24 protein-coding genes are annotated in these 23,592 nt (G+C 71.3%); 11 read left to right on the forward strand and 13 right to left on the reverse strand.

What is annotated here, in order from left to right; genetic code table 11:
- The first annotated feature begins 84 nt into the window (after positions 1-84).
- Positions 85-552 carry a pyridoxamine 5'-phosphate oxidase family protein gene (locus ACGFYN_RS22545; protein WP_393867633.1) on the forward strand — a complete coding sequence of 156 codons (468 nt, stop codon included), beginning with the start codon at positions 85-87 and terminating at the stop codon, positions 550-552.
- A gap of 15 nt (positions 553-567) precedes the next feature.
- On the opposite strand, the gene ACGFYN_RS22550 is transcribed toward ACGFYN_RS22545, so the two are convergent.
- Positions 568-1,470: a LysR family transcriptional regulator gene (locus ACGFYN_RS22550; RefSeq protein ID WP_393867634.1), complete on the reverse strand. Its 903-nt coding sequence runs from the start codon at positions 1,468-1,470 to the stop codon at positions 568-570.
- 74 nt (positions 1,471-1,544) lie between these two features.
- Between ACGFYN_RS22550 and ACGFYN_RS22555 the strand changes: the two genes are divergently transcribed.
- Positions 1,545-2,471 carry a DMT family transporter gene (locus tag ACGFYN_RS22555; protein ID WP_393867635.1) on the forward strand — a complete coding sequence of 309 codons (927 nt, stop codon included), beginning with the start codon at positions 1,545-1,547 and terminating at the stop codon, positions 2,469-2,471.
- Positions 2,472-2,580: 109 nt separating this feature from the next.
- Here ACGFYN_RS22555 and ACGFYN_RS22560 read toward each other — a convergent pair whose 3' ends face one another.
- Positions 2,581-3,912: an aminotransferase class I/II-fold pyridoxal phosphate-dependent enzyme gene (locus tag ACGFYN_RS22560; protein WP_393867636.1), complete on the reverse strand. Its 1,332-nt coding sequence runs from the start codon at positions 3,910-3,912 to the stop codon at positions 2,581-2,583.
- A 77-nt stretch (positions 3,913-3,989) separates the two neighbouring features.
- Between ACGFYN_RS22560 and ACGFYN_RS22565 the strand changes: the two genes are divergently transcribed.
- Together ACGFYN_RS22565 and ACGFYN_RS22570 are read left to right on the forward strand one after the other, a co-directional pair.
- Complete coding sequence (locus tag ACGFYN_RS22565) at positions 3,990-4,673, forward strand: pyridoxamine 5'-phosphate oxidase family protein (protein ID WP_393867637.1); 684 nt, start codon at positions 3,990-3,992, stop codon at positions 4,671-4,673.
- Positions 4,673-5,320 (forward strand): FMN-binding negative transcriptional regulator, encoded by a 648-nt coding sequence (locus ACGFYN_RS22570; protein ID WP_393867638.1) that lies wholly within the window; start codon positions 4,673-4,675, stop codon positions 5,318-5,320. The genes ACGFYN_RS22565 and ACGFYN_RS22570 overlap by 1 nt, the downstream gene beginning before the upstream one ends.
- Before the next feature lie 54 nt (positions 5,321-5,374).
- On the opposite strand, the gene ACGFYN_RS22575 is transcribed toward ACGFYN_RS22570, so the two are convergent.
- From ACGFYN_RS22575 to ACGFYN_RS22585, 3 genes are all read right to left on the reverse strand, one after another.
- Entirely contained in the window at positions 5,375-6,319 is a 945-nt protein-coding gene (locus ACGFYN_RS22575) for a DMT family transporter (protein WP_393867639.1), read from the reverse strand.
- Positions 6,320-6,495: 176 nt separating this feature from the next.
- Positions 6,496-7,497 (reverse strand): DMT family transporter, encoded by a 1,002-nt coding sequence (locus tag ACGFYN_RS22580; protein ID WP_393867640.1) that lies wholly within the window; start codon positions 7,495-7,497, stop codon positions 6,496-6,498.
- Positions 7,498-7,543: 46 nt separating this feature from the next.
- Positions 7,544-8,089, reverse strand: coding sequence for a Clp protease N-terminal domain-containing protein (locus tag ACGFYN_RS22585; RefSeq protein WP_393867641.1), 546 nt, complete (start codon positions 8,087-8,089; stop codon positions 7,544-7,546).
- Positions 8,090-8,288: 199 nt separating this feature from the next.
- Here ACGFYN_RS22585 and ACGFYN_RS22590 point away from each other — a divergent pair, with 199 nt between their 5' ends.
- Entirely contained in the window at positions 8,289-8,477 is a 189-nt protein-coding gene (locus tag ACGFYN_RS22590) for a hypothetical protein (protein ID WP_393867642.1), read from the forward strand.
- A 106-nt stretch (positions 8,478-8,583) separates the two neighbouring features.
- Positions 8,584-9,012 carry an SRPBCC family protein gene (locus ACGFYN_RS22595; protein ID WP_393867643.1) on the forward strand — a complete coding sequence of 143 codons (429 nt, stop codon included), beginning with the start codon at positions 8,584-8,586 and terminating at the stop codon, positions 9,010-9,012.
- Positions 9,013-9,099: 87 nt separating this feature from the next.
- On the opposite strand, the gene ACGFYN_RS22600 is transcribed toward ACGFYN_RS22595, so the two are convergent.
- From ACGFYN_RS22600 to ACGFYN_RS22610, 3 genes are all read right to left on the reverse strand, one after another.
- Complete coding sequence (locus tag ACGFYN_RS22600) at positions 9,100-9,741, reverse strand: PadR family transcriptional regulator (protein WP_393867644.1); 642 nt, start codon at positions 9,739-9,741, stop codon at positions 9,100-9,102.
- A gap of 156 nt (positions 9,742-9,897) precedes the next feature.
- Positions 9,898-11,538, reverse strand: a complete 1,641-nt coding sequence (locus ACGFYN_RS22605; RefSeq protein WP_393867645.1) for a thiamine pyrophosphate-binding protein — start codon at positions 11,536-11,538, stop codon at positions 9,898-9,900.
- Positions 11,535-12,320 carry a cyclase family protein gene (locus tag ACGFYN_RS22610; RefSeq protein ID WP_393867646.1) on the reverse strand — a complete coding sequence of 262 codons (786 nt, stop codon included), beginning with the start codon at positions 12,318-12,320 and terminating at the stop codon, positions 11,535-11,537. The genes ACGFYN_RS22605 and ACGFYN_RS22610 overlap by 4 nt, the downstream gene beginning before the upstream one ends.
- A gap of 152 nt (positions 12,321-12,472) precedes the next feature.
- On the opposite strand from ACGFYN_RS22610, the gene ACGFYN_RS22615 reads away from it, so the two are divergent.
- On the forward strand, positions 12,473-13,282 hold the full coding sequence (locus ACGFYN_RS22615; protein ID WP_393867647.1) for a PhzF family phenazine biosynthesis protein: 810 nt from the start codon (positions 12,473-12,475) through the stop codon (positions 13,280-13,282).
- A 7-nt stretch (positions 13,283-13,289) separates the two neighbouring features.
- Here ACGFYN_RS22615 and ACGFYN_RS22620 read toward each other — a convergent pair whose 3' ends face one another.
- Positions 13,290-14,090: a CPBP family intramembrane glutamic endopeptidase gene (locus ACGFYN_RS22620; protein WP_393867648.1), complete on the reverse strand. Its 801-nt coding sequence runs from the start codon at positions 14,088-14,090 to the stop codon at positions 13,290-13,292.
- A 185-nt stretch (positions 14,091-14,275) separates the two neighbouring features.
- On the opposite strand from ACGFYN_RS22620, the gene ACGFYN_RS22625 reads away from it, so the two are divergent.
- Positions 14,276-16,039: a substrate-binding and VWA domain-containing protein gene (locus ACGFYN_RS22625; protein WP_393867649.1), complete on the forward strand. Its 1,764-nt coding sequence runs from the start codon at positions 14,276-14,278 to the stop codon at positions 16,037-16,039.
- Between the two features lie 27 nt (positions 16,040-16,066).
- Here the strand turns inward: ACGFYN_RS22625 and ACGFYN_RS22630 are convergent, their stop codons facing one another.
- Positions 16,067-17,584 carry a glutamate-cysteine ligase family protein gene (locus tag ACGFYN_RS22630; RefSeq protein WP_393867650.1) on the reverse strand — a complete coding sequence of 506 codons (1,518 nt, stop codon included), beginning with the start codon at positions 17,582-17,584 and terminating at the stop codon, positions 16,067-16,069.
- 555 nt (positions 17,585-18,139) lie between these two features.
- Here ACGFYN_RS22630 and ACGFYN_RS22635 point away from each other — a divergent pair.
- The 3 genes from ACGFYN_RS22635 to ACGFYN_RS22645 all read left to right on the forward strand — a co-directional run bounded on the left by ACGFYN_RS22635 (position 18,140) and on the right by ACGFYN_RS22645 (position 20,589).
- The gene (locus tag ACGFYN_RS22635; RefSeq protein WP_393867651.1) at positions 18,140-18,724 is read left to right on the forward strand and encodes a hypothetical protein; all 585 of its coding nucleotides are present in this window, start codon (positions 18,140-18,142) and stop codon (positions 18,722-18,724) included.
- 386 nt (positions 18,725-19,110) lie between these two features.
- The gene (locus ACGFYN_RS22640) at positions 19,111-19,317 is read left to right on the forward strand and encodes a DUF5999 family protein (RefSeq protein WP_393867652.1); all 207 of its coding nucleotides are present in this window, start codon (positions 19,111-19,113) and stop codon (positions 19,315-19,317) included.
- Between the two features lie 225 nt (positions 19,318-19,542).
- On the forward strand, positions 19,543-20,589 hold the full coding sequence (locus ACGFYN_RS22645; protein WP_393867653.1) for a LacI family DNA-binding transcriptional regulator: 1,047 nt from the start codon (positions 19,543-19,545) through the stop codon (positions 20,587-20,589).
- Positions 20,590-20,661: 72 nt separating this feature from the next.
- On the opposite strand, the gene ACGFYN_RS22650 is transcribed toward ACGFYN_RS22645, so the two are convergent.
- The 3 genes from ACGFYN_RS22650 to ACGFYN_RS22660 are packed head-to-tail and all read right to left on the reverse strand — an operon-like array spanning position 20,662 to position 23,583.
- Positions 20,662-21,714: an endo-1,4-beta-xylanase gene (locus ACGFYN_RS22650; protein WP_393867654.1), complete on the reverse strand. Its 1,053-nt coding sequence runs from the start codon at positions 21,712-21,714 to the stop codon at positions 20,662-20,664.
- A 52-nt stretch (positions 21,715-21,766) separates the two neighbouring features.
- Positions 21,767-22,588 (reverse strand): carbohydrate ABC transporter permease, encoded by an 822-nt coding sequence (locus ACGFYN_RS22655; RefSeq protein WP_393867655.1) that lies wholly within the window; start codon positions 22,586-22,588, stop codon positions 21,767-21,769.
- The gene (locus tag ACGFYN_RS22660; protein WP_393867656.1) at positions 22,585-23,583 is read right to left on the reverse strand and encodes a carbohydrate ABC transporter permease; all 999 of its coding nucleotides are present in this window, start codon (positions 23,581-23,583) and stop codon (positions 22,585-22,587) included. The genes ACGFYN_RS22655 and ACGFYN_RS22660 overlap by 4 nt, the downstream gene beginning before the upstream one ends.
- Positions 23,584-23,592: the final 9 nt, after the last annotated feature.

The following is a 23,592-nucleotide window of genomic DNA, read 5'->3' on the forward strand; positions in this document are numbered from 1 at the left end:
TACGGGCGGAAGACGACTCATCCTTTTCTGACGTGATGTCAGAGGATCTCTCCTCTGACACGACGTGAGAGAAGAGGGGGCCGCATGACCGTCACTCAGCGCCGGGGCCGGAAGATCATGATGACGCCTGGTGAGCTGGACGAATTCCTGACCACCCAGCGCACCTGCCGCGTCGCCACCGTCTCGGCGGGCGGAGCACCGCACGTGAGCACGCTGTGGTTCGCCTGGGACGGATCCTCGCTGTGGCTGTACTCCGTGGTACGCAGCAAGCGCTGGACGGACCTGCGCCGCGATCAGCGGGTCGCGGTCGTGATCGACACGGGCGAGGAGTACGACGAGCTGCGCGGCGTCGAGCTGTCCGGGGCCGTCGAGTTCGTGGGCGAAGCGCCGCGCACCGGGGAGCTGTGCGCCGAACTCGACGTCCCGGAGACCCTGTTCGCGCGCAAGAACTTCAACCTGGAGGAGATGCCGCACGACGGCCGGCACGCCTGGATGCGGCTGACACCGGAGAAGATCGTGTCCTGGGACTTCCGCAAGCTGGGCGGCGCCTGACGCCTCCCGTCCGGCTCAGCCCACCTTGCGGGCCGCGTCCTGCAGCGCCTGCACCGCCGCCCGGATCGACGGGCGGCGGTCGGCGTCCGCGCGCCAGACGACGTACACATGCCGGCGCACGCGCTGCCGGAGCGGGACGGTGACGACGCCGGCGGGCATCGGGTGGCGGCCGAGCAGCGGGGCGATGCACACCCCGAGCCCGGCCGCGACCAGGCCCATCTGGGTGTGGGTCTCGGCGGCCCGGTGGCCGACGATGGGCTCGACGCCGCGCGAGCGGAGTGTGAACATCAGCCACTCGTGGCAGAACTCGCCCTCGCCCCAGGTGATCCACTCGTCCTCGGCGAACTCCCCGAGGTCCACCTCGTCGCGCCCCGCGAGCCGGTGCCGGGCCGGCATCGCCACGTCGGCGGGGTCGTCCAGGAGGGGCGCCTTCACCAGGCCTTCGGGCAGCGGCATCGGCTTGTTGTACCAGTCGAGCACCACCGCGAGGTCGAGGTCGCCGCGCACCACCCCGGCGATGCCGGCCTCCGGCTCCAGCTCGCTGGAGCGCAGCAGCAGCGCCGGGTGTTCGGCGCGCAGGGCGGCGAGCGCGGTGGGGAACAGGCCGCGCGCGGCGGTCGGGAACGCCGAGAGCCTGAGCTCGCCGACCACCTGCCCGCGGTGCGCCTCCAGATCGGACTGGGCGAGCTCGACCTGCGACAAGATGCGTGACGCGTGCTCGGCGAGCAGCCGGCCCGCGTCCGTGAGCCGCACGCCCCGTCCGTTCTTGGCGAGGAGCTGCTGGCCGGCCTCCCGCTCCAGCTTGGCCATCTGCTGGGAGACGGCCGACGTCGTGACGTGCAGCGCGTCGGCCGCGCCGCTGACCGAGCCGTGCCGGGCGAGGGCGTCGAGGGTACGCAGGCGCTCCAGGTTCAACATGTAAGTAATGCTACGAGGTACCTCGCGAAAAGTCTCGATTGTGCTACGAGGTTCTGTGCTGCATCGTTGCCGTCATGACCACCGCCGCCGCCTCGCGGACCCCTGTCCGCGCCCCCGCCCACCGTCCCGCCCTCGACTGGCGTCTGCGCTTCGGCGCCCTCTCCCTGATCTGGGGCTTCAGCTTCCTGCTCATCAAGGTCGGCACGGAGGGGTTCGCACCCTTCCAGGTCACCCTGGGGCGGCTGGTGTTCGGTACGTCCGTGCTCGCGGGGGCGCTGGCGGTGAAGCGGGAGCGGCTGCCGCGCGGGGTGCGGCTGTGGGGGCACCTTGCCGTGGCCGCGTTCCTGCTGAACGCGCTGCCGTTCTCGCTGTTCGCGTACTCCGAGCTGACGATTCCGTCGACGCTGGCGGGGATCTGCAATGCGACGTCGCCGTTGTGGGGGATGGCGCTGTCCGTGGTCGCGCTGTCGGAGGACCGGCCCACGCGGGTGCGGGTCGCGGGGCTGGGGATCGGGTTCCTCGGGGTGCTGACGGTGCTCGGCGCGTGGGAGGGGTTCAGCGGGCTGGATGCCAAGGGGACGACGATGGCGCTGCTCGCGTCGCTGAGCTATCCCGTGGGGTGGATCTATGTGCGGCGGACGCTCGGCGGCTCCCGGAACTCGCATCTGTCCATGACCGGGGCGCAGTTGTTGCTGGCGACGGTGCAACTGGCTTTTGTGACACCGTTGTTCACCTCTGCGCCGACGCGGTTCTCTCTTGTGCCGTTGCTTGCCGTCGCCGCGCTGGGGGCGTTGGGGACGGGGGTCGCCGTTCTTCTTCAGTACGGGCTGGTGGCTGAAGTCGGGCCCACCACGGCGCAGATGGTCACGTATTTCATTCCGGTCATCGCCACGGCGGCGGGGGTCGCCGTTCTCGGGGAGTCGTTGCGGTGGTCGACTCCTGTGGGGGCGGTGGTCGTTCTGGCGGGGGCGGCGCTTACGCAGGTTCGGCGGCGCGGCTGAGTTTTGGCGGTGCGCCTAAGGGGGATCGGTGCTGGGTTCGGGGGCGGGTGCGGGTCTGTTGTGGCTAGTCGCGCCGTTCCCCGCACCCCTGGGTCAGCTGTCTTCACCCCTACGCATAGTTCCTGGTCGGTGCCGGGTCCAGGGCCCTGGCCGTTGCTTCGGCCAAGGGAGCTGTCTCCTCCGGGGTGAGGGTGGCGACCGTGATGCGGATGCCGGGGGGTGCCGTCAGGCGGAAGCGGGCGCCCGGGGCTACCGCCCAGCCGGCGTGCAGGAGGCGGGAGACGGCCGCAGTTTCGTCGGGCACCGGGATCCAGACGTTGAGGCCGGAGCGGCCGTGGGATGCGATGCCGCGTTGCGCGAGGGCGTCGATCAGGAGGTCTCGGCGGGCGCGGTAGGCGGCCGCCACTGATCGCGTGTCGAGGGCCCCGTCCGCCCAGAGTCGGACCACCGCCCGCTGGACGATGCGGCTGACCCAGCCGGGGCCGAGGCGGTGGCGGCCGGTGACGCGGTCGATCGTGGTGGGGTCGCCGGTGAGGACGGCGAGGCGCAGGTCGGGGCCGTAGACCTTGGCGACGGAGCGCACGAAGGCCCAGTGGCGGGTGATGCCGGCCAGGGGGTGCAAGGGGAGGTCGACGATGCCGTGGCCGTGGTCGTCCTCGATCAGCAGCGTCTCCGGGTGCTCGCCCAGCACGGCGCGCAGGGCACGCGCGCGCGTGGCGGAGACCGCGGCGCCGGTCGGGTTCTGGGCGCGGTCCGTGACGATCAGGGCGCGGGCGCCGGACTCGAGAGCCCGTCGTACGTCGTCGGGGCGTGGGCCCTCGTCGTCCAGGCCCACCGGTACGGTGCGCAGCCCGAGCGCCGGGACGAGGTCGAGCAGGCTGCCCCAGCCGGGGTCCTCCACGGCGACGGTGTCCCCCGGTTTCAGATGGACGGCGAGCACGCGCTCGATGGCGTCCAGTGAGCCCGAGGCGACGGTCAGCGGGCCGTCGGGCACCCCGTCGGCGTCCAGTGCCGCGCGCGCGATCCGCGCGAGGTCCGGTTCCACGAGGGCGTCCCCGTAGAGCACGGGCTCGCGGTCGTTCTGCTCGGCCGCCGCCGCGAACGCCTTCGCCAGGGACGGCAGCAGCGCCGGGTCGGGGTTGCCGTTCGCCACGTCGCGCGCGCCCTCCGGCACATCCATGCGGACGTACTCGCGCCCGGTGGTGGCGGGCTTGGAGCGCACTCGGCTGCCCCGGCGCCCGGACGTCTCGATGACCCCGCGCTCGCGCAGGATCCGGTACGCGGACGCGACCGTGTTCGGGTTCACGCCCAGCTCGACCGCCAACTCCCGCATGGGCGGCAGTAGTTGGCCCGGCTCCAGCTCGCCGGCCCCCACCGCACGCTCGACGCTCGCCGCGATGTCCGCTGCGCGCCGTCCTTCGATCCGGTATTCTCCTAGCACAAAGCAGATTATGCACTAGTGCAAAACATGGTGCAAGACGAACAGCCAGTGCAGGACGAACAGCCTTGGAGAGTGTCATGCAGGGGACCGCCCAGCCGACGTCGCAGCCCACCGCCTACACGCCGACCGACCGCACCGTCCCCACCCGTTCCGCGGAGCGGGCGTCGTACGACAAGGAACTGGTGCACGCGATACTCGACGAGGCCTACGTGTGCCACCTCGGCTTCGTCCGTGACGGGCGGCCGGTCGTCCTGCCCACGTTGTTCGCCCGGGTCGGCGAGCTGCTGTACGTGCACGGCTCGACGGGCTCGCGTCCGCTGCGGATGACCGGCAAGGCCGACCCCGGGCTGGAGGTGTGCCTGACGGTCACGCACGTCGACGCGCTGATCCTGGCCCGCTCGGCCTTCCACCACTCGATCAACTACCGCTCCGTGGTGGTCCACGGCACCGCCCACGACGTGACGGACCCGCAGGAGAAGCGGGCCGCCCTGGACGCGCTGGTCGACCATGTCGTGGCGGGCCGGGCGGCCGACTCCCGGCCCGCGAACAAGAAGGAGCTGGCCGCCACCGCGGTGATCCGTCTCGACCTGGACGAGGTCTCCGCCAAGCTGCGCACGGGCGGCGTGAACGACGAGCCCGAGGACCTGGACCTGCCGCACTGGGCCGGCGTCGTCCCGCTGCGCAAGGGCTACGAACTCCCGCTCCCCGACGCCGACTTGACGCCTGGGATCGAGCTTCCCGACTACCTGGCGGCGCGCTGATGCTGATCCACCCCTGGGACGCGCCCCGCGACGACGCCGAGTGGCAGCAGTGGCTCGGCACGCACGACTTCGGGCAGCTCGCCGTCAACGGCCTGCCCGGCGAGCCGCCCCACGTCCAGCCGCTCCACTTCGCCTACGACGCCGACCGCACCGAGGTCGTCACGCACCTCGCCCGGCCCAACCCCCTGTGGCCGGCGCTGGAGGCCGGCCCGGACGTGCTGCTGAGCGTGGTCGACGACTACGTGTACGTCCCCGGCCCCTGGCAGGCGCCGCCCGACGTCCCGCCCGAGCACGGCGTTCCGACGAGCTTCTACGCCGCGGTTCAACTCCGTTGCACGGCCCATGTCGTGGACGATCCGGCGGAGAAGGCCGAGCTGCTCAACCGCCAGGTCGGCCACTTCCAGCCGCAGGGCGGATCCGCCCCGGTGGCGGTGGGCGAGGCGCCGTTCGACAGGTTCCTGGCGGGCATTCGCGGGCTGCGGCTCGAAGTGGTCGGCGTCCGGGCCAAGTTCAAGTACGCGAGCCACAAGCCGCAGGAGGTGCAGGACCGCGTGGTGGCGGGCCTCGCGGCGCGGGGCGGCGCGCGGGACGCCGCGGCGCGGGAGCACCAGGTGCGGCGGCGAGGGGTGTGGCCGGACGGACGGTGAGCTGTGTGTGGGGGGTGCGGGAACCGGTGATCGGCTCCCGCACCCCCCACGGTGCTACGCCGGTACCGGCTCCTGCGCCGCAGCGCCGCGTGCCTCCGCGAGCGCCAGGCCCGCGACCGAGGCGAGCATCAGCACGGTTCCCGCCAGGGTGGGGGTGGTGAGGTGTTCGCCGAGCAGGACGACCGCGAGCACCGCGGCGGCCACCGGTTCGAGGAGCATGATCACGGACACGGTGGCCGAGCGGACCACGGCCGCTCCGGCGAAGTAGAGCCCGTAGGCGAGGGCCGTGGGGACCGAGGCGATGTAGACCAGCAGCCACAGGGTGCGGGCGAGGTGGTCGGTGTGCGGGACGATCCCTTCGGCCAGGGCGAACGGCAGCAGGCACAGGCCGGCGACCGCGAACGCCCCCACCGACGTGCTGGACGCGTCCGTCTCGCCGTGCCGGCCCCACCAGCGGGTGAGGAGGGTCATCGCGCAGTAGCCCGCCGCGGCCAGCAGGGCGAACAGCACCCCGGCCGGACGTACGGTCGCGCCGCCACCGCCGAGCACGAGGACCGCGAGCCCCGCGAGCGCCCCGGCGACGGCGGTCACACCGCCGCGACCGAGCCGCTCCCCCATGGTGAGCCGGGCGCCCAGGGCGATGAGCACGGGTCCGGCGCCCAGGGTGACGACGGTGCCGACCGCGAGTCCGGTGGCGGACACGGCGGCGAAGTAGGCCGTCTGGAACACGGCGAGCCCCACGCCGGTGGCACCGGCCCGCAGCGCCCGGCGGCGCAGCGGTTCACGCACGGCGGTCCGGGCGCGCGGACGCAGCAGGCGGGCGGCGAGCAGCAGGACGAGGCCGGCCGCGCAGCGCCAGAAGGAGAGGGCGGCGTAGCCCATGTCACTGGCCTGGTAGACCAGGGAGGCGGCCGCGCCCGCGGTGCCCCAGGCGACACCGGCGACGATCAGGAAGAACAGGCCTCGCCCGACGGGCAGGCCGAGAGCAGCATTCGACACGAGTGGTCTCCGCAGAGTGCAGAAGGTCGGAAGGGGACCGGCCGGGGCCGGGTCCCGTGGACTGCTTCTGCGGGCAGCACCGTTCAGCCCGACACCGTCGGGCGTGAGGTCCGGAGGGCCCGCCTCAGGCGGCCGGGGGCGGAAGAACGAGTGCGTCCGAATGCATGATCGACACCTTAGGCCGCGGTTTCCCGGGAGGACAAGGTGGTTTCCGTGCCGCCGCTCGCCACCGGCTCCGGGGAGGCCTTGGCGGGCGCCGACGACTGGGCGATGAAGGCGCCCGCCAGGACGACGGCTCCGCCGATGATCTGCGGCGCCGACAGGTGCTCGCCGAGGAGCACCCAGGCCAGGACCGTCGCGATGACCGCCTCCAGGCAGGCCACGACGCCGGCGACCTGCGGCGACAGCCGGCGCACCGACACCACACCGGTGACGTAGGCGAGGACGGTGGCGACGAGCACGATCCAGGCCAGCAGGTACACGGCGGCGACGGGTGTGCCGTTCATCTGCGCGGTGCCCGTCAGCACGGAGAAGTCCATGGTCCAGGGGCGGGCCACCACGGTCAGGACGACGGCGCCGATCAGCAGGCCGTACGCGATGACGCCGAGCGGGTCGGGTGCCTCGTCACCGGCGTCGCTGCCCTGGTCGGCCAGGACGAAGTAGCCGACCTGGCAGCAGGCCGCGCCGAGCGCCAGCAGCAGCCCGAGGGCGTCGAAGCTCAGCCCCGACCAGACCTCGACGACGCAGGCGAGGCCGCCGGCCGCGAGGACCACGCCGAGCGCCGCGGCGCGCGTCACCGGCCGCCGCTGCACGAACCGGACCCAGCCCAGCACGAGGGCGGGCGCGAGGTACTCGACGAGCAGGGCGACCCCGACGGGGATACGGGAGATCGCGGCGAAGTAGCAGGCCTGCACACCGGCCACGGCGAGCAGTCCGAACCCCGCGAGCAGTGCCGGGCGGCGCAGCAGCAGGGCACGGTGGCGCACGGCGACCGGCAGCATCACCAGGGCCGCGCCCGCCACCCGCAGCCACACCACGTGGAGCGGGTCGAGTCCGGCCTCGATCAGAGGCTTCGCCGCGACCCCGGACCCGCCGAAGGCGACCGCGGACCCGAGGGCGAGCCCGAGCCCCATCCCCTTGCCGCTGCCGTGACGGCTCTCAGACGTATGCACCGGCACATGATGACAGGCGACGACAGGAGCGTCACCCCCATTGACACCTGTCTCAACGGCTGGACCACCGCAGCCGCTCCAGCCGGTCCTCGATGCCCGTGATCAGGGCCCCGGTGTCGATGCCCGCGCGGTGGAGCACCTCGACCGCGCGCGCCTCGGGGTCGGGGACGATCGCCGCCAGGAGGTCGATGCCGCGGGCCGGTCCGGCACCACGGGCGGCGGCGCGCTCGCAGGCGTGCTCCATGGCGCCCGCGGCCAGTGGCGAGAAACCGTCGGACTGCGCCACGACGGGCACCGCGCCGGAGTCCTCCACGGAGCCCTGCCAGCGCAGGCCGTAGCCGATGCTGCGCTGTACGAGGTAGCCGAGCAGCCGGGCGATCCCGGGCCCCTCACCGAAGACGGCCCGCACCTCCGGGTCGTGCTCCAGGAGCGAGTGCAGCAGATGGGCCGAGTCGATCTGCCGGTCCCCGTCGCGCACCGCCCGGCGGCGGGCACCGGAGACCACCGCTGCCAGCTCGGCGGTGAGCCTGGCATCGTTGTCCGCGCGAGGTGCCACGACCTGCTCGTCGACCGACTGCCGGGGGATACGGGGTTGCACAACCCCTACCCCATCAGCCCCGTCGTCCGCGGTCATCCCCGAGGGGAAGCATCTTGACGTCCCACACAAAGTGGACCCGGCCGGCCGGAATCTCCTCCTTACGGATGAGATCAGGCCGTTCTACCCGCAGGGGCGCGCGCCGCCTTGCGGTGCGCCACGCGCGCAACCACAGCACTCCGTCGCACGTCCCAGCAGGTGCATGGAGCGCAGGTACTGGCTGGTGTCGCTGCCGGCCGTCGACGGCAAACAGTACGTGTACCGGGTGTACGCCCCGGAGGACGCACTGCCCGCCGACCTGTTCTGGGACGCCTGGCACTGCCACGACGAGAGCGTCTTCCCGCGGGCCTGGGACCTGTTCGACGCCGCGCTGATACGGCACGTCGGCTGAGCGGCGCCGCACACGCTCACATTTTCTGACGGTTCATCAGTATTGAATGTTCCAGGCCGTGCGGCTACTTTCCGCGACACCGGAGCCCGACAGAAGAGGTGGTCGCATGGCCGAAGTCAGCGCGGAGGCCCGTATCGAGGCACCCGCCGAGAAGGTGTGGGCGCAGCTCACGGACTGGTCCGCGTACGGCGAGTGGAACGCGACCCACACCAGCTTCCCCAAGGGCGGTCCCGAGACCCTCGAAGTGGGCGGGACCTACCAGGAGAACATGAAACTGATGGGCTTCCCGGCCGAGGTCGAGTGGACCGTCGACGAGCTGGAGCCGGCCCGGGTGTTCGCCACCCGGGGCAAGGGCCCGATGGCGGTGAGCCTGGTCAACCGCTACACGCTGACCCCGGACGGCGACGCCACGACGGTCCGTGTCGACAGTGAGTTCACGGGCGCGGCGGTGTCCCTGATGGCGGGCAAGCTCAAGGACTCTGCGACGGCGGCGCTCACCGAGTCGCTGCGGAAGCTGGCCGGACTGGTGACCTGAGGGCGCGGACACACGAAGGCGCCCCGTGGAGGTTCCACGGGGCGCCTTCTTCACGGCGGGGAGGCCGCCGGTCCTCGACGAGCCCGGTCAGTCCTCGTCGGCGAGGATCAGGTACAGCTTCTTGCGGGCTTCGTTGATGACGGTCAGCGCCTTCTCGCGCTGCTCCTTGCTGCCGGTCTTCCAGACCTGGCCGAATGCCTCCATCAGACCGAAGCCGGCCTGCCGGATCTCACCGAGAGCCTCGAAGTCGATGCCGCGGGAGGCTTCCTCCCAGGGCGCTTCCGGGCCCTCGTCGGCCGCCGCGCGGCCCGTCTCGGTGAGGGAGAACAGCTTCTTGCCGCCCTCGCTCGCACTGGTGATCAGACCCTCGTCCTCCAGCAGCTGGAGGGTGGGGTACACCGAACCGGGGCTGGGCTTCCACGCCCCGCCACTGCGCTCGGCGATCTCCTGGATCATCTCGTAACCGTGCATGGGCCGGTCCTTCAGCAGGGCCAGGATCGACGCCCTTACGTCGCCTCGCCGTGCCCTGCCGCGGGGTCCGCCCCGTCCTCGTGGGCCCCAGGGGCCCGGGCCGAAGCCGGGACCGCCGAAACCGAAACCGGGGCCGTGGCCGCCGCCGCCCGGGCCGCCCGGCCCGAAGGGACCGAAGGCACCGCGCCGGCTCTCGAAACCACCCCGGCCGCGGGAGCCGGGTCCACCGTGTCCACGCTCGAATCCATGGGAACGCATCGCAATCACTTCCATTCCATCGTTGATCTGTCGCGATGCGTCAACGATATATCGGAATAGTTCGGAAGACAAGGTCTGGCGGAAATACGACAGCGGAAGGGCCCGGCCCCAGGTCAGGGCCGGGCCCGTTGAGCCCCAGCGGTTGTCGGGGCGGCCTCAGTGGCCGCGGAACGCCTCCTCCAGCCACCAGGAGCCGTGGTCGCGGGTCACCTTGGCGTCGATCAACAGAGGTGCCGAGCGCGGACCGGCGACCCAGTCCCGCACGGCCTTGAGGTCGGCCGGGGTGCGGACGGTCACCGCCTCGAAGCCGTAGCCGCGGGCCACGGCGGCGATGTCCGTCTCCGGGAAGGTGACCGTGCCGAGCGGGAAGCCGTCGGGGCCGAAGTGGTGGACCTCCGCCCCGTAGCCCTCGTCGTTGTAGACGACGACCACCATCGGCAGGCCGAGGCGGCGCACGGTGTCGAGCTCCACGGCGCTCATCAGCGCACCGCCGTCGCCGAGGGTGGCCACGGGCAGGCGGTCGGGCTGCGCGAGGGCCGCGCCGATCGTGGTCGCGAGGCCCAGGCCGATCGACTGGAAAGCCTGGGTGAAGCAGAAGCCGTTGTGGTCCGGCACCGCGAGGTACGCGCTCGGGTAGCCCATGAAGTTGCCCGAGTCGACGCCGACCACCCGCTCGGCGGGCAGGATGTCGTCGAGCCCGATGCTGAGCGTCCGCGGGTCGATGCGCTCCCGGGTGCCCTCGTCCTCGTAGGGGACGTCGCGCCACCGGCCGCTTGCGGCGAGGGCGGTGGCGATCTCCGGGGTCCGGTACCCCTCGCGGGTCTTCCCTCGCGTCTCCAGGACCCGCCGTGCCGTGAGCTCCACGTCACCGGTGACGCCGAGGTCGATCTCCCGGTGTGCGCCGAGGGCCTCCGGGTCGTCGTCGACCTGGACGACGGTCGCTCCGGGGCCGATCAGACGGCCGTGGCGCATGGTCCACATGTTCAGGGCGCAGCCCCAGCCGACGATGAGGTCGGCGCCCTGGAGGAGTTCGGCCACCAGCGGCGGGGCGAAGCCGCCGGACACGTCGAGCGAGAAGCGGTCGCCGTGGAACAGGCCGCGGGCGACGGCCGAGGTGGCGAGCAGGGCGCCGTGCCGCTCGGCGAGTGCGGCGAGGGCGTCGCGGCTGCCGGGGGTGCGGGCGCCGCGGCCGGCCACGAAGACGGGGCGCCGGGCGGCCTCGAGTGCCTGCGCCAGCTCCGCCAGCGCCTTCCGGGACGGCTCGACGGGCTGCGGTTCGGGAATCCGCACGCCGGCGACGGACACCCCGTCCGGCACGTCGAGGGCCTGGACCTCCAGCGGGAGGTTGAGGAGGACGGTGCGGCGTTCGTGCTTGGCCCGGCGCAGGGCGGCGAGGGCCTGTTCGACCGCGTCGTGCGCGGTCGTCAGGCGTGCGGTGACGGCTCCTACGGCGTGCGCGGCAAGGGCCTGGTCGATACGGAAGTTGGAGCGCTGCTCGGTCGCCTCGGCGGCCAGCACGAGCAGGGGCGTACGGCTCTTGGCCGCCTCGGTGATACCGGTGAGGGCGTTGGTCAGGCCGGGTCCCTGATGGACGCTGAGCGCGGCCGGTGCCCCGCTCGTGCGGGCGTACGCGTCCGCCATGGTCGCCGCGCCGCCCTCGTGGCGTGCGGCGACGAACCGCGCGCCCGCCGCCACCATGGCGTTGGTCAGATGGAAGTTGCCCGAGCCGACGACGCCGAAGACATGGTCGACCCCGGACGCGGCCAGGGCCCGCCCGACGGCTTCGGCGACCTTCACGACCGCTCCACCAGGGCGAGTACGCGGGCAGGGGCGCCGGATCCGGAGACGATGGGCAGCGGTCCCGCGACGACGAGGGCACCGGTCGGGGGCAGGGCGCCCAGATTCTGGAGCTGGGTGAGGCCGTACTTGCCGCTGCCGAGCAGGTGGGAGTGGCACGGGAAGGGCGGTTCGAAGGAGTGGGCCAGCCCCGCGTCCGTGCCGACCGTCTCCACGCCGAGCCCGATCACGGGTGCCTCCTCGGCGACCCAGCGGGCGCACTCCGGCGACAGGCCGGGGGTGTGCGGGCCGTTCTCGTCGGCGTTCAGGAACTCCTCCTGCGACTGGGAGCGGGTGTCCCAGCCGGTGCGCAGCAGCAGCCAGCCGCCTTCGGGCAGGGGACCGTTGTCGGCCTCCCAGGTCTTGATGTGGTCGACCTCGACCAGGAAGTCGGGGTCCTTGGCGGCCGCCGCGGAGAAGTCCAGCACGGCCGCCGGCGCGATCAGCCTGCCGGCCGGCACCGACGCCACGTCGCCGAGGTCCTTGCCGGTGGCCCAGTGCACCGGCGCGTCGAAATGGGTCCCTGTGTGCTCACCGCTGCGGAAGTTGTTCCAGTACCAGGCCGGCCCCCGGTCGTCGTACCGGCTGATCTCCTCCAGCTCGAAGGTCTGCGTCTGCCCGAACTGGGGTGGCAACTGGATCACCGGCGTCGTCGCCGACAGCGGCGACGTGAGATCGACGATTTCGATCGATCCACCCCGCAACCCGGACAGCAGAGCGGCAAGCACGGACGGCTGGGACATGACGGCCTCCTGGGACGGGGCTGAACTGTCAACGCCTTTCTGTACAGCCTGTCAGCCGGTGGCGGCCACGCCGAGACCGTTGACGGCTAAATCAGTCCAGCGGCCGCGAATTGGCCTTGGTGGGCCGGGCCACCTCGGCCTAGCGTCGACGTATGCGAATCCGAGTCGTCGACGCCTTCACCGATCGTCCGTTCGGCGGGAATCCCGCCGGTGTGCTGCTGCTCGAGTCCTTCCCGGAGGACGCGTGGATGCAGCGGGTCGCTCTTGAGGTCAATCATGCCGAGACGGCGTTCGCGCATCGGCTGCCGGAGGGCGGGGAGGCCGACTGGGCGCTGCGGTGGTTCACGCCGGTGGCCGAGGTGCGGATGTGCGGCCATGCCACGCTGGCGACGGCGCACGTCCTGCGGAGCACCGGCGCGCACGTGGGCGTGGTGCGGTTCGCCACCCGTAGCGGAGTGCTCGTGGCGACGCCCGGGGAGGACGGCTCGATCACGCTGGACTTCCCGACCGCGCCGCTCACCGAGGTGGAGATCCCGGCCGGCGTCGCCGATGCGCTGGGCGCCGAGCCGCGCTGCGCCTTCGACACCGGGCCGAACGTCGGCGATCTGGTGGTTGAGCTGGCCGACGAGAAGTCGATCCACGCGCTCACACCGGACCACAAGGCGCTCGGCGCCTACTCCGAGCGCGGCATCATCGCCACCGCCCGGGCCGAGGACCCGTCCAGGGGCTATGACTTCGTCTCCCGCTGCTTCTTCCCGAACGTCGGCATCGACGAGGACCCGGTCACCGGCAGCGCCCACACGGCCCTCGCCCCCTACTGGTCCCCGCGCCTCGGCAGCGCCGTCCTCACCGGCCTGCAGGCCTCGCCCCGCGCCGGCCGCGTCCGCACCGAGCTGCGCGGTGACCGCACCCTGCTGAGCGGCCGCGCGGTCACCACGATCGAGGGCGAGCTGCTGGCGTAGCCGTACGTCAGGCCGTCGGCAGCCAGCCCACCTTGCCGGCCAGCAGCGCGTATCCGACGAACGCCCCGATGTCGAGCAGGGAATGCGCCACCACCAGGGGGCCCACCCGCCCCCACCGGCGGTAGAGGAACACGAACACCAGGCCCATCACCATGTTGCCGATGAACCCGCCGATGCCCTGGTAAAGGTGATAGCTGCCGCGGAGTACGGAACTGGCCACCAGCGCCGAGCCGGGCGTCCAGCCCAACTGCCCCAGCCGCCGCAGCAGATACCCGACGACGACGACCTCCTCGAGGATCGCGTTCTGCATCGCCGAGAGCACCAGCACCGGGTACTTCCACCACACGTCGGGCAGCGCCTCCGGCACCACCGTGAGGTTGAAGCCCAGCCCCCGTGCGGCCAGGTAGAAGGCGATCCCGGTGCTGCCGATCAGCGCCGCGACGCCGGCGCCGCGGCCGAGGTCCGGCCAGGGCCGGGTGCGGTCGAACCCGATCGTGCGCATGCTGCGGCCCTCGCGCATCAGCAGATGGGCGACGAGGGCGACGGGCACCAGCGCCGTCGCGATCCCGAACAGCTGCCAGGCGAGATCGAGCCATGGACGCCCCGGCGCCGCCGACGCGTTGAGGGTCGCCGCCTGATCCTTCAGACCCCCTGGTTTCGTGACCGATCCGACAAAACTGATCAGTGCGGACACACCACTCGCACCGAGCGAAAGCCCCAGAACGAGCAGGGTCTCGTCACGGAGAATCCGCCGCGAGGGCCGTTCCGGCGGAACAGAATCGGCCACCGGCTCAGCCTCTGCCTGCACACCTGCCTCCAGTTGAGTAATCCAGCCTCATGCCCACCGCAGCCCCGCTAGGGTCTCGAAAGAAGTTACGAAGATCGTGCGCGACAGGCCGTCGGGGGGACGGGCGCCGTACGGGGCGTACCTCCCTTTTACCTGCCTTACGGCCGAAATCCGCCGCGAGGTTCAACAGGGAGGTGCACCCCGTCATGGGACGTCACAGCTTGCCCGATCAGTATGGGGCGGGCCGCAGCGACCCCCGCCCACGTTCACGACGCCGCACGGTGGCCGTCGCCACGGCACTCGTCCTCACCGTCGCCGGCGGCACGGCGGCCGCCGCCAGAAGCGGGCTGCTGTCGTTCGGCCCCTCCTGCCAGGACGATCCGCTGCGGCTGACGCTGGCCGCCTCGCCGGACATCGCCCCGGCCCTCGCGGCCGCGGCACGGCAGGCCCACACCGACAACATCACCTCCGACGGCCGCTGCCTCGCGGTCGCCGTGACGGCCCGCGACTCGTACAAGGTCGCGGACACGCTAGGCGCGGGCCGCAGGACCGATGTGCAGCTGTGGGTCCCCGACTCGGATTTATGGGTCGACCGGATCACCGCCAACAACAGCGCGGTCGAGGCCACCACGGCGGGCACGGTCGCCTCGACGCCGATCGGTGTCGCCATGGTGCCGCAGGCCGCGAAGTCGCTGGGCTGGCCGCAGAAGACGTACAGCTGGACCGAGCTGGCCGGCGCCGCCATGCAGGGCGACTCGCTCAAGTTGGGCGCGGCCGACCCCGCGCGCAGTGCCACCGGACTGCTCGCCCTCACCCAGCTCAGCGCGGCCGCCGCCGGGACGAAGGACGGCGACACCCAGGCCGTGGCCATGATGAAGGCGCTGTCGCAGCGCACCTCGGACACTGACGGCCAGGTCGTGGACACGCTCCCCCGCGACTCCTCGGGCACCGAGCTGGGCAATCCGAAGCGGAACCAGGCGCTGGTGCTGTCCGAGCAGGCGGCGTACGCCCACAACTCCTCGGCCGACAGCGGCACCGGCGTGGACATGTTCTATCCCAAGGACGGCTCGCCCCGGCTGGACTACCCGTACGCGATGGTCGGCGAGCTCAGCACCGACCAGAGCCGGGCCGCGCTGCGCTTCATGAACTTCCTGCGCCGGCCCGCGCAGCTGCAGATCCTGCGGGAGCACGGCTTCCGCGCCTCCGAGGACGAGACGCCGCAGGCGGTGGTCGCCAAGGCCGGCGGCAGCAGCCCGCAGCCGTACGCGGACGAACCCCCGAAGCCGGCCCCGGCCGTCGCGCTCCAGGAAGCCCTCGGCATGTGGACGATCACCGTGCAGAGCGCCCGGATCACCACGGTCGTGGACGCCTCCTCGTCCATGTCGGAACCGGTGCCGGACACCGGCCAGTCGCGCATGGACGTCACCAAGGGTTCATTGCTGCAGGCCCTCGCCACGTTCACGCCCGAGGACGAGATCGGCCTGTGGGAGTTCTCCACGAAGCTGGACGGTGACAAGGACTACCGCGTCCTGGTGCCCACCGAGCGGCTCGGCGACCACAAGGGCGCCGGCACCCAACGCGACCGGCTCTCGGCGGCGTTCAACGGTCTCAAGCCGGTACCGGACGGGGCCACCGGGCTCTACGACACCACGCTCGCGGCGTACCGGGCGGCGACCTCGACCTACGCCAAGGGGAAGTTCAACGCACTGGTCGTGCTGACCGACGGCGCCAACCAGGACCCGGGCAGCATCTCTCGTGGCGAGCTCGTCAACAGGCTCCAGAAGCTCACCGACCCCCAGCGCCCGGTGCCGCTCATCATGATCGCCGTGGGCCCTGACGCCGACCGGGCGGAGGCCCAGGAGATCGCGAAGGCGACGGGCGGTTCGGGCCAGTCGGTCAGCAGCCCCTCGCAGATCCAGGCGGTGATCCTGAAGGCGATCGTGGCGGCGGGCTCGCAGGGCGACGACTGACGCGGCCGTCCCCGGGCCGGCCGCCACTCACCCCGTGGGCACCGGCTCCGGCAGCCCCACCGGCCAGGTGTGCACCGGGTCCCCCAGGTGCATCAACTGGCTGTACCTGCGCGTCGTGGCGGCCAGCGCGGCATCCCGCGACAGCCCCGCTTCCAGGGCCCGGTGGAAGGTCGCCGCCTGCCAGGACGCGCCGTTGGCCCGGCGCCGGCAGCGCTCCTCGATGACACCGAGGTACAGATCCCGGTCGGCGGGCTCGACGCCCCACGCCTCCAGGCCCGTCTCGGCGAGCGGCAGGAGCTCGTCGCGTACGAGGCTCACCGCGTCGACCTGGGTGAGGCCGCCGTACCGGCCGCGCCGCGGCCACTCGAGGCGGGCCTCGATCCCGTCCTTGCACGCGGCGTCGAAGTTGGCCGCCGCCGCCTCGAAGGGCAGCCGCGTCCACACCGGCCGGGACTCCTCGGCGAGGGCGCGCACGAGGCCGTAGTAGAAGGCCGCGTTGGCGATGACGTCGGTGATGGTGGGCCCGGCGGGCAGGACGCGGTTCTCCACGCGCAGGTGCGGGACGCCGTCGGCGATGCCGTAGACCGGGCGGTTCCAGCGGTACACCGTGCCGTTGTGCAGGACGAGTTCGGCGAGCTTGGGGACGCCGCCCGCGTCCAGGACCTCGAGCGGGTCCTCCTCGTCGCAGATCGGCAGCAGGGCGGGGAAGAAGCGCAGGTTCTCGTCGAAGAGGTCGTGCGCCGAGGTGATCCACCGCTCGCCGAACCAGGTGCGCGGGCGCACCCCTTGGGCCTGGAGCTCCGGCGGGCGGGTGTCGGTGGACTGCTGGAACAGCGGCGGCCTGGACTCGCGCCACAGCTCACGCCCGAACAGGAAGGGCGAGTTGGCGCCGACGGCGATCTGGGCGGCGGCCACGGCCTGCGCGGCGTTCCAGACGTCGGCGAAGCGGTCCGGGGTGACCTGGAGATGCAGCTGTACAGAGGTGCACGCGGCTTCCGGCGCGATGGACTTCGAGGTGCAGTTGAGGCGTTCCACCCCCTCGATGTCGAGGACGAAGTCCTCGCCGCGGGCCGCCACGATCTGCTCGTTGAGCAGGGCGTAGCGGTCGACGTCGGAGAGGTTGGACGAGATCAGATCGTCCCGGTCGAGGGTCGGCAGAATGCCGATCATCACGATTCCCGCGTCGAGCTCGCCCGCTTTTCGGTCGGCATATGCCAGTGACGTCCTCAGTTCCTCCGCGAGCCGGTCGAATACCCTCCCACCCAATCGATGGGGGGCTATGTTGACTTCCAGATTGAACATGGCGAGTTCTGTTTGGAAATCACGGCTCGCGATGCGTTCGAGGACCTGAGCATTGAGCATTTTCGGCATGCCGTCGCCGCCGGTCAGATTCAGCTCGATCTCCAACCCCATGAGGTTCTGTGGACGGTCGAACCGCTTCTGGGCCAGGAGCCGCTCCAGTCCCGTCAGGCACCTGCGGAGCTTGTCCCGGTAGCGCTGCCGATCGGACAGGTCGAACCCGCCTGCCACGACCTTCTCCCCCATCGAAGCGTCCCTCCTCGGATGTGCGGCCCAAGATCCCGGCCGCCGGTGTCGGGGTCACGTGCAATGATGCCCAGCCTCGGCGATCGATAACGTCCCCGCGCGGGCCCGGCGGGCGCTACTCTGATGGATGTGACCGGAGGCACATTCATTAGGCATGGACATGCCGCAGTTTCCGGTCCACCGCGAACTCGTGAAAAACGCCGACGAGAATTGGCCGACCCCTTCCAGGGCGTCTTCCGAGGTCACCGCCGCGCGGCCGGATCAGAATCGGGAGAATCCCCGCGAATCGCCGACCGTATACAGCCTTGCCGGGTGCACCGGAAACGACTAGCCGAAACATTGTGAGAACGCAGGTCGTATAAACTCCGCGAACAAGACAGAGTGTCGGGCACCAACGGTCATGGAACCTGCCGTCGAGCACGTGCGGCAGGCCTCACCCACGTTCCCGCGTGCCCGGGTCCGGCCACCGGCCCTCTGGCCCCGTGAGCAGACAGCGCCGTCCGCCCCCGCCCCGCCCTCGCGCCACCGTGCCTGTCGAATGAGAGGCGACCCACCATGCCGCTGCATGTCCCCCCGGCTCCCGCACCTGCCCTACGCACCGTTCTCACCGCGCTCGGTTCCCCCACCGCGGTACGCGAGGCCCGGACCCCCTCCCTGCTCCACGCCCAAGCGCCGGCCACTCCCGAACTGCCGCTGCCCGTACACGTACTGGACCGGCTGACCCCCGCGGGCGCGTCCGCCACCCGGCTGGCCGGGTGGCGTTTCCTGATCCGCTGCGACGATCGCGCGGTGGCCGCGGCGGACACCATGCTGACCCCGGACGGCTGGGCGTTCTCGCGCTTCTTCGAGGGCCCCTACATCACCTCCACCGAACGCGCCCTGCGCCAGGCCGAGTCGATGCCGCAGTCGTACCAGCCGCGTCTGCTCTCGGTACCCGGGCTCTACATGCTCACGCTGTGGCTGCACGGGGACTGCACCGCGGACGGCGCCACCGGCCACCCGGCCGCCACGGATCTGCTCGTCCCGCTGGCGCCGGCCCCACCCGGCATCGCGGCCCATCGCCCGCACCGCGTCGCCGAACTCCTCCCGGTGCTGACCCATCGGGTGACTCCCGTCCCGCTGCTGGGCTCGCCGGCCTGATCGCAGCCGCGCGAACACTTTTCGTACCCCGCCCCGGAATTCCGGATGGCGGGGTACGTCGTTTTTCCGTTCGGCAATGCGCTCGTACGAGCCATCACTTGCTCGTACGAGCCGAAAAGGCTCTCTGACCAGTACGGACTAGCCCCATCCGGCCAGCGAGAACCACCCGAAGTGACAGTGCAGTTGGACTGAACCGTCCGCGCGGGTGATGCGTCATCAACCTGTGAGAAGTGGTGCGGCTAAATCCCTGCGGAACGACGCCCGTGGGGCAACACTGGGACTGGACCGAATTATCACTACGGGGGGCGGCCATGAACGGAGCTTCAAGCCGCGGAACAGACAAGACAGCCATCTCACACATCACGACAGAGCGAAAGATCCCATCAATGTGCCAGCACCAGCCACCGTGTCCGACAGCCGACTCAGCCGACCGGGAATCCGCCCGACTTGTGGCGCACCACCCGGAGCAGGGCTGGAGTCTGCTGTGCAACGGCGTTCTGCTCTTCGAGGACACTGGTGAGCTCCTGCCCGACGGCAAGATCATCGCCCCGCACCGCCCGCCGGGCGCCAGCCAGGTGATGACGGCCGCCTGAGGGCGGACGGGCGGTGCGCCTCGCCGCCCGGAGACTTGAGGGGCCGGTCGCAGAGACATGCTGCGAGCCGGCCCCGACGCATGTCCGGGGCCGATCACTCCGTGTAGTTCCCCGTGCGTGCCACGGTCATCGCGTGTTGCCCGGACGTGGTCTCCCTTCCCATGAACGGCCGCTTCCCGGAAGACTTCCGGGCGTTTCGCAGCCGCGTCGACGGAGGTGGGGGCAGTGGCAGCAGACCGGGCCCGCGACGCAGGGCCGTCCCAGACCCGCGGCAGGGTCACGATCACGGAGATCGCCCAACAGGCGGGGGTGTCGGCGCCGACCGTGTCCCGGGTGCTCAACAGCCGTTCCGACGTCTCGCCGAGCACCCGCGCCCGGGTCGAGGAGCTGCTGCTGCGGCACGGCTACCGCAGGCGCGCCGCCGCCCCGGGCACCCGTGCCGCCCTGCTCGACCTGGTCTTCGACGACCTCGACAGCCCCTGGGCGGTGGAGATCATCCGCGGTGTGGAGGAGGTGGCGCACACGGCCGGGGTCGGCACGGTGGTGTCGGCGATCCACGGCCGCTCGGGTGACGCCCGCGAATGGATGCGCAACCTCAGGGCCCGTGCCTCGGACGGGGTGATCCTCGTGACCTCTGCGCTGGAGCCGCTCGTGCACCAGGAGTTGCGCGTCCTGGGCGTCCCGCTGGTCGTCGTCGACCCGGCCGGCTCCCCCGCCCTCGGTATCCCAACGATCGGCGCCGCCAACTGGTCGGGCGGCCTGGCGGCCACCGAGCATCTGCTGTCGCTGGGGCACCGCAGGATCGGCCTGATCGCGGGCCCGCCCCGGCTGCTGTGCTCCCGCGCCCGCCTCGACGGCTACCGCGCCGCCCTGGAGGGCACCGGTGTGACACCCGACGAAACCCTCGTCGTCCCCGGCGACTTCCACCCCGAATCCGGTTTCACCGGCTGCAACGCCCTGCTGGACCTGCCCGAACCGCCGACCGCCGTCTTCGCGGCCAGTGACCAGATGGCCCTCGGCGCGATCGAGGCCCTGCGCCGGCGTGGCCTCAGGGTGCCGCAGGACATGAGCGTGGTCGGCTTCGACGACCTTCCGGAGGTCAGCTGGTCGGCTCCCCCGCTCACCACCGTCCGCCAACCGCTGGCGGACATGGGCAAGTTGGCGGTCCGTACGGCGCTGCGCCTGGCGCACGGCGAACAGCCGGACTCGCCGCGCGTGGAGCTGGGCACGGAGCTGGTGGTGCGGTCGAGCACAGCATCCCCGGCTCCCTGACCGGGGGTGCCGGACCCCGGCGGTGCTCCCCACTGCACCCCCGGGGCGTTCCGGAATCCCCTGCGTGGACCGCTACTTGCCTCCGAGTGCCTGACGGATCGCGAAGTATGCGGGTTTGGGCCGGAGTTGCTCGTCCCAGGGCAGGGCCGCGCCCTCTCCGGGGAAGAACCCCGGGATCCACGAGTACTTGTCGGTGTAGTCCCACACCGTGATGCCGACGCACCGCCGTACCGCCAGACAGGCCCTGGTCAGGTCCCCGTACCACTGGGCCTGCGTGGCCAGCTTCGCATCGTCCGCGGGCAGGAGCATGCGCACGTCGACCTCGGTGAGCGCGGTGTCGAGCCCCAGCTGCGAGAAGCGGCGGAGGTTGTCCTCCAGGGTGGCCGGATAGCCGTACTGCAGGGCGAGATGAGCCTGGAGGCCGATGCCGTCGAGCGGGACGTGCCGCGCCTTGAGGTCCTTGGCCAGCTGGTAGTAGGCGTCGGACTTCGGGCCGACGGCCTCGAGGTTGTAGTCGTTGAGGTACAACTTGGCGTGCGGGTCGGCCTGGTGGGCCCAGCGCAGGGCGTCGGCGATGTAGCCGGGGCCGAGCGTCTTGTACCAGAGGGTCTCGCGGTAGGTGCCGTCCTCGTTGAAGGCCTCGTTGACGACGTCCCAGGAGTAGACCTTGCCGCGGTAGTGCCGTACCTCCGTCTGGATGTGGTTCTTCAGGACGGCGCGGAGCTCGTCGGCCGTCCACTCGCGGCTCGTGAGCCAGCCCGGCAACTGGCTGTGCCAGACGAGGGTGTGGGCGCGCACCCGCTGGTGGTTCCTGCGGGCGAGGTTCACGATCTCGTCGCCGTTGGTCCAGTCGAAGACGCCCTGCTGAGGCTCGGTGGCATACCACTTCATGCCGTTGCCGGGCGTGATCATGTCGAACTCGCGGCCGAGCAGTGACTTGTAGACGGTGTCGGTGAGTTCGGGGTTGTCGGTGGCACTGCCGAAGTAGCGGCCGTGGCGCTGGGCCAGCTCCGCGAGCGTCGGCTGTTTCGGGCTCGCCTGGGCGGCGGGGCCGCCTGCGAGGCCGGCCGCGACCACGGCGGCGGCGAGCGCGCCGGCGAGTCTGAGACGGGTGGTCTTGCGCATGGTGCGACTCCTCACGGTGTGTGGTGCGGGGCCGTACGTCCGCCGGCGGACGTCATCCCTTGGTGGCGCCGGCGGTGAGGCCGCCGACGAGCTGGCGCTCGGCGACCGAGTAGAGGGCGAGGGCCGGGACCATCGCCAGGAAGAGGTAGGCGAAGACACGGGCGTAATCGGCCGAGTACTGCCCCTGGAACTGCGCGACGCCGAGGGGCAGCGTCCACCACTTGGAGTCGGTGAACACCAGCAGCGGCAGCATGAAGTTGTTCCAGCTGGTGACGACGGCGAGCACGGAGACCGTGCCGAGCGCGGGCCGGGCCATCGGCAGCAGCACCCGCCAGAAGAACCCGAACGCGGTGCAGCCGTCGAGCGTGGCCGCCTCCTCCAGCTCGCCGGGGATCTGCCGGAAGAACCCGCGCAGGATGATGATGGTCATCGGCAGCCCGAAGGCGGCCTGCGGGAGGATCACGCCGAGCGGGTTGTCCAGCAGGCCGAGGTGGCGCAGCAGGAGGAAGAGGGGCAGGGCGGCCACCGCGGGAGGGAACATCAGCCCCATCGTGAAGAAGGTGAACATCAGCTCCCGCCCACGGAAGGCGAACCGGGCGAAGGAGAAAGCCGCGAGGGCGGACACGGCGACCACGAGCAGGGTCGTCACCACCGCCACCAGCGTGCTGTTGCCCAGCAGCCGCCAGAAGTCGCCGGAACCGAGGATGTCGGTGTAGTTGCCGGTCAGCCAGTGCTCGGGCAGTCCGAAGGGGTTGCGGGAGAGCTCGTCGGTGGACTTGAAGCCGGACAGCGCGGCGTACAGCAAGGGTACGACGATCACCGAGCCGACCACGACGAGCACCACGTGCAGCGGCAGTTGGCGCAGGGTCTTCACTTGCCGTCCCCCCTCATGTTCGTGGTGGCCCCTTCGAGGTCGCGGCGGAGCACGAACCGCTGGTAGGCGAGGGCGAAGACGAGGCAGATGCCGAACATGACCACGCTGATCGCGCTGGCGTAGCCGACCTGGTAGCGCTTGAAGCCGTACTGGAACATGGTCACGGCCATCGTCTCGGAGTGGTGGTCGGGGCCGCCCTGGGTGATCACCCACACCAGGTCGAAGAGCTGGATGGACCCGATGACGGAGAGGAAGACGCTGATGCGCAGGGTGGGCGCGAGCAGCGGCAGCGTGACGTTGCGGAAGCGCTGCCAGGGGTTCGCGCCGTCGATCAGTGCCGCCTCGTTCAACTCGGCCGGGATGGACTGGAGTCCGGCCAGGCAGAGCATCATGTGGAAGCCGAAGTACTTCCACGTCATGACGAGGAAGAGGGTCGCCATGACCCAGGAGGGGTCGGCGAACCACTCGCCGCCGAGCGCGTCCAGGCCGATGGCGCCGAGGACGTGGTCGGCCAGTCCGTCGTCCGGGGCGAAGACCATGCTGAACAGCACGCCGGTGATGGCCTCGGACAGGACGTACGGCGCGAAGAACAGCATCCGGTAGACGGCCCGGCCGCGCAGCCGCTGGTTCAGGGCGACGGCCATGGCGAGCGCGAACGGCAGTTGCAGCACGAGCGAGAGCAGGACGAGCAGCACACAGCGCCACAGGTCGCCGAGGAAGACGTCGTCCTGGAACAGGCGGGTGAAGTTGTCGCCGCCGATGTAGTCGGAGGGCATGCCGAAGCCGCCCCAGCGGAAGAAGGCGGCGTACAGCGCGAACAGCATCGGCAGCAGCACCAGCCCGATGAACAGCACCAGCGCAGGCACCTGGAAGCCGACCGCGGTGAGCCAGTTCACCAGGCGCCGGCGCGCCCGTCCCCGGGCCGACTTGGCGGCCGGGGACGGGGTGGCGACATCGGGGCCCGTCCGCTTGTCCGGGAGGTAGGTCGAGGTCATCGCCGGTGA

Origin of the sequence: Streptomyces sp. NPDC048419 (genome assembly GCF_043200415.1) — a bacterium.
Lineage (GTDB): Bacteria > Actinomycetota > Actinomycetes > Streptomycetales > Streptomycetaceae > Streptomyces.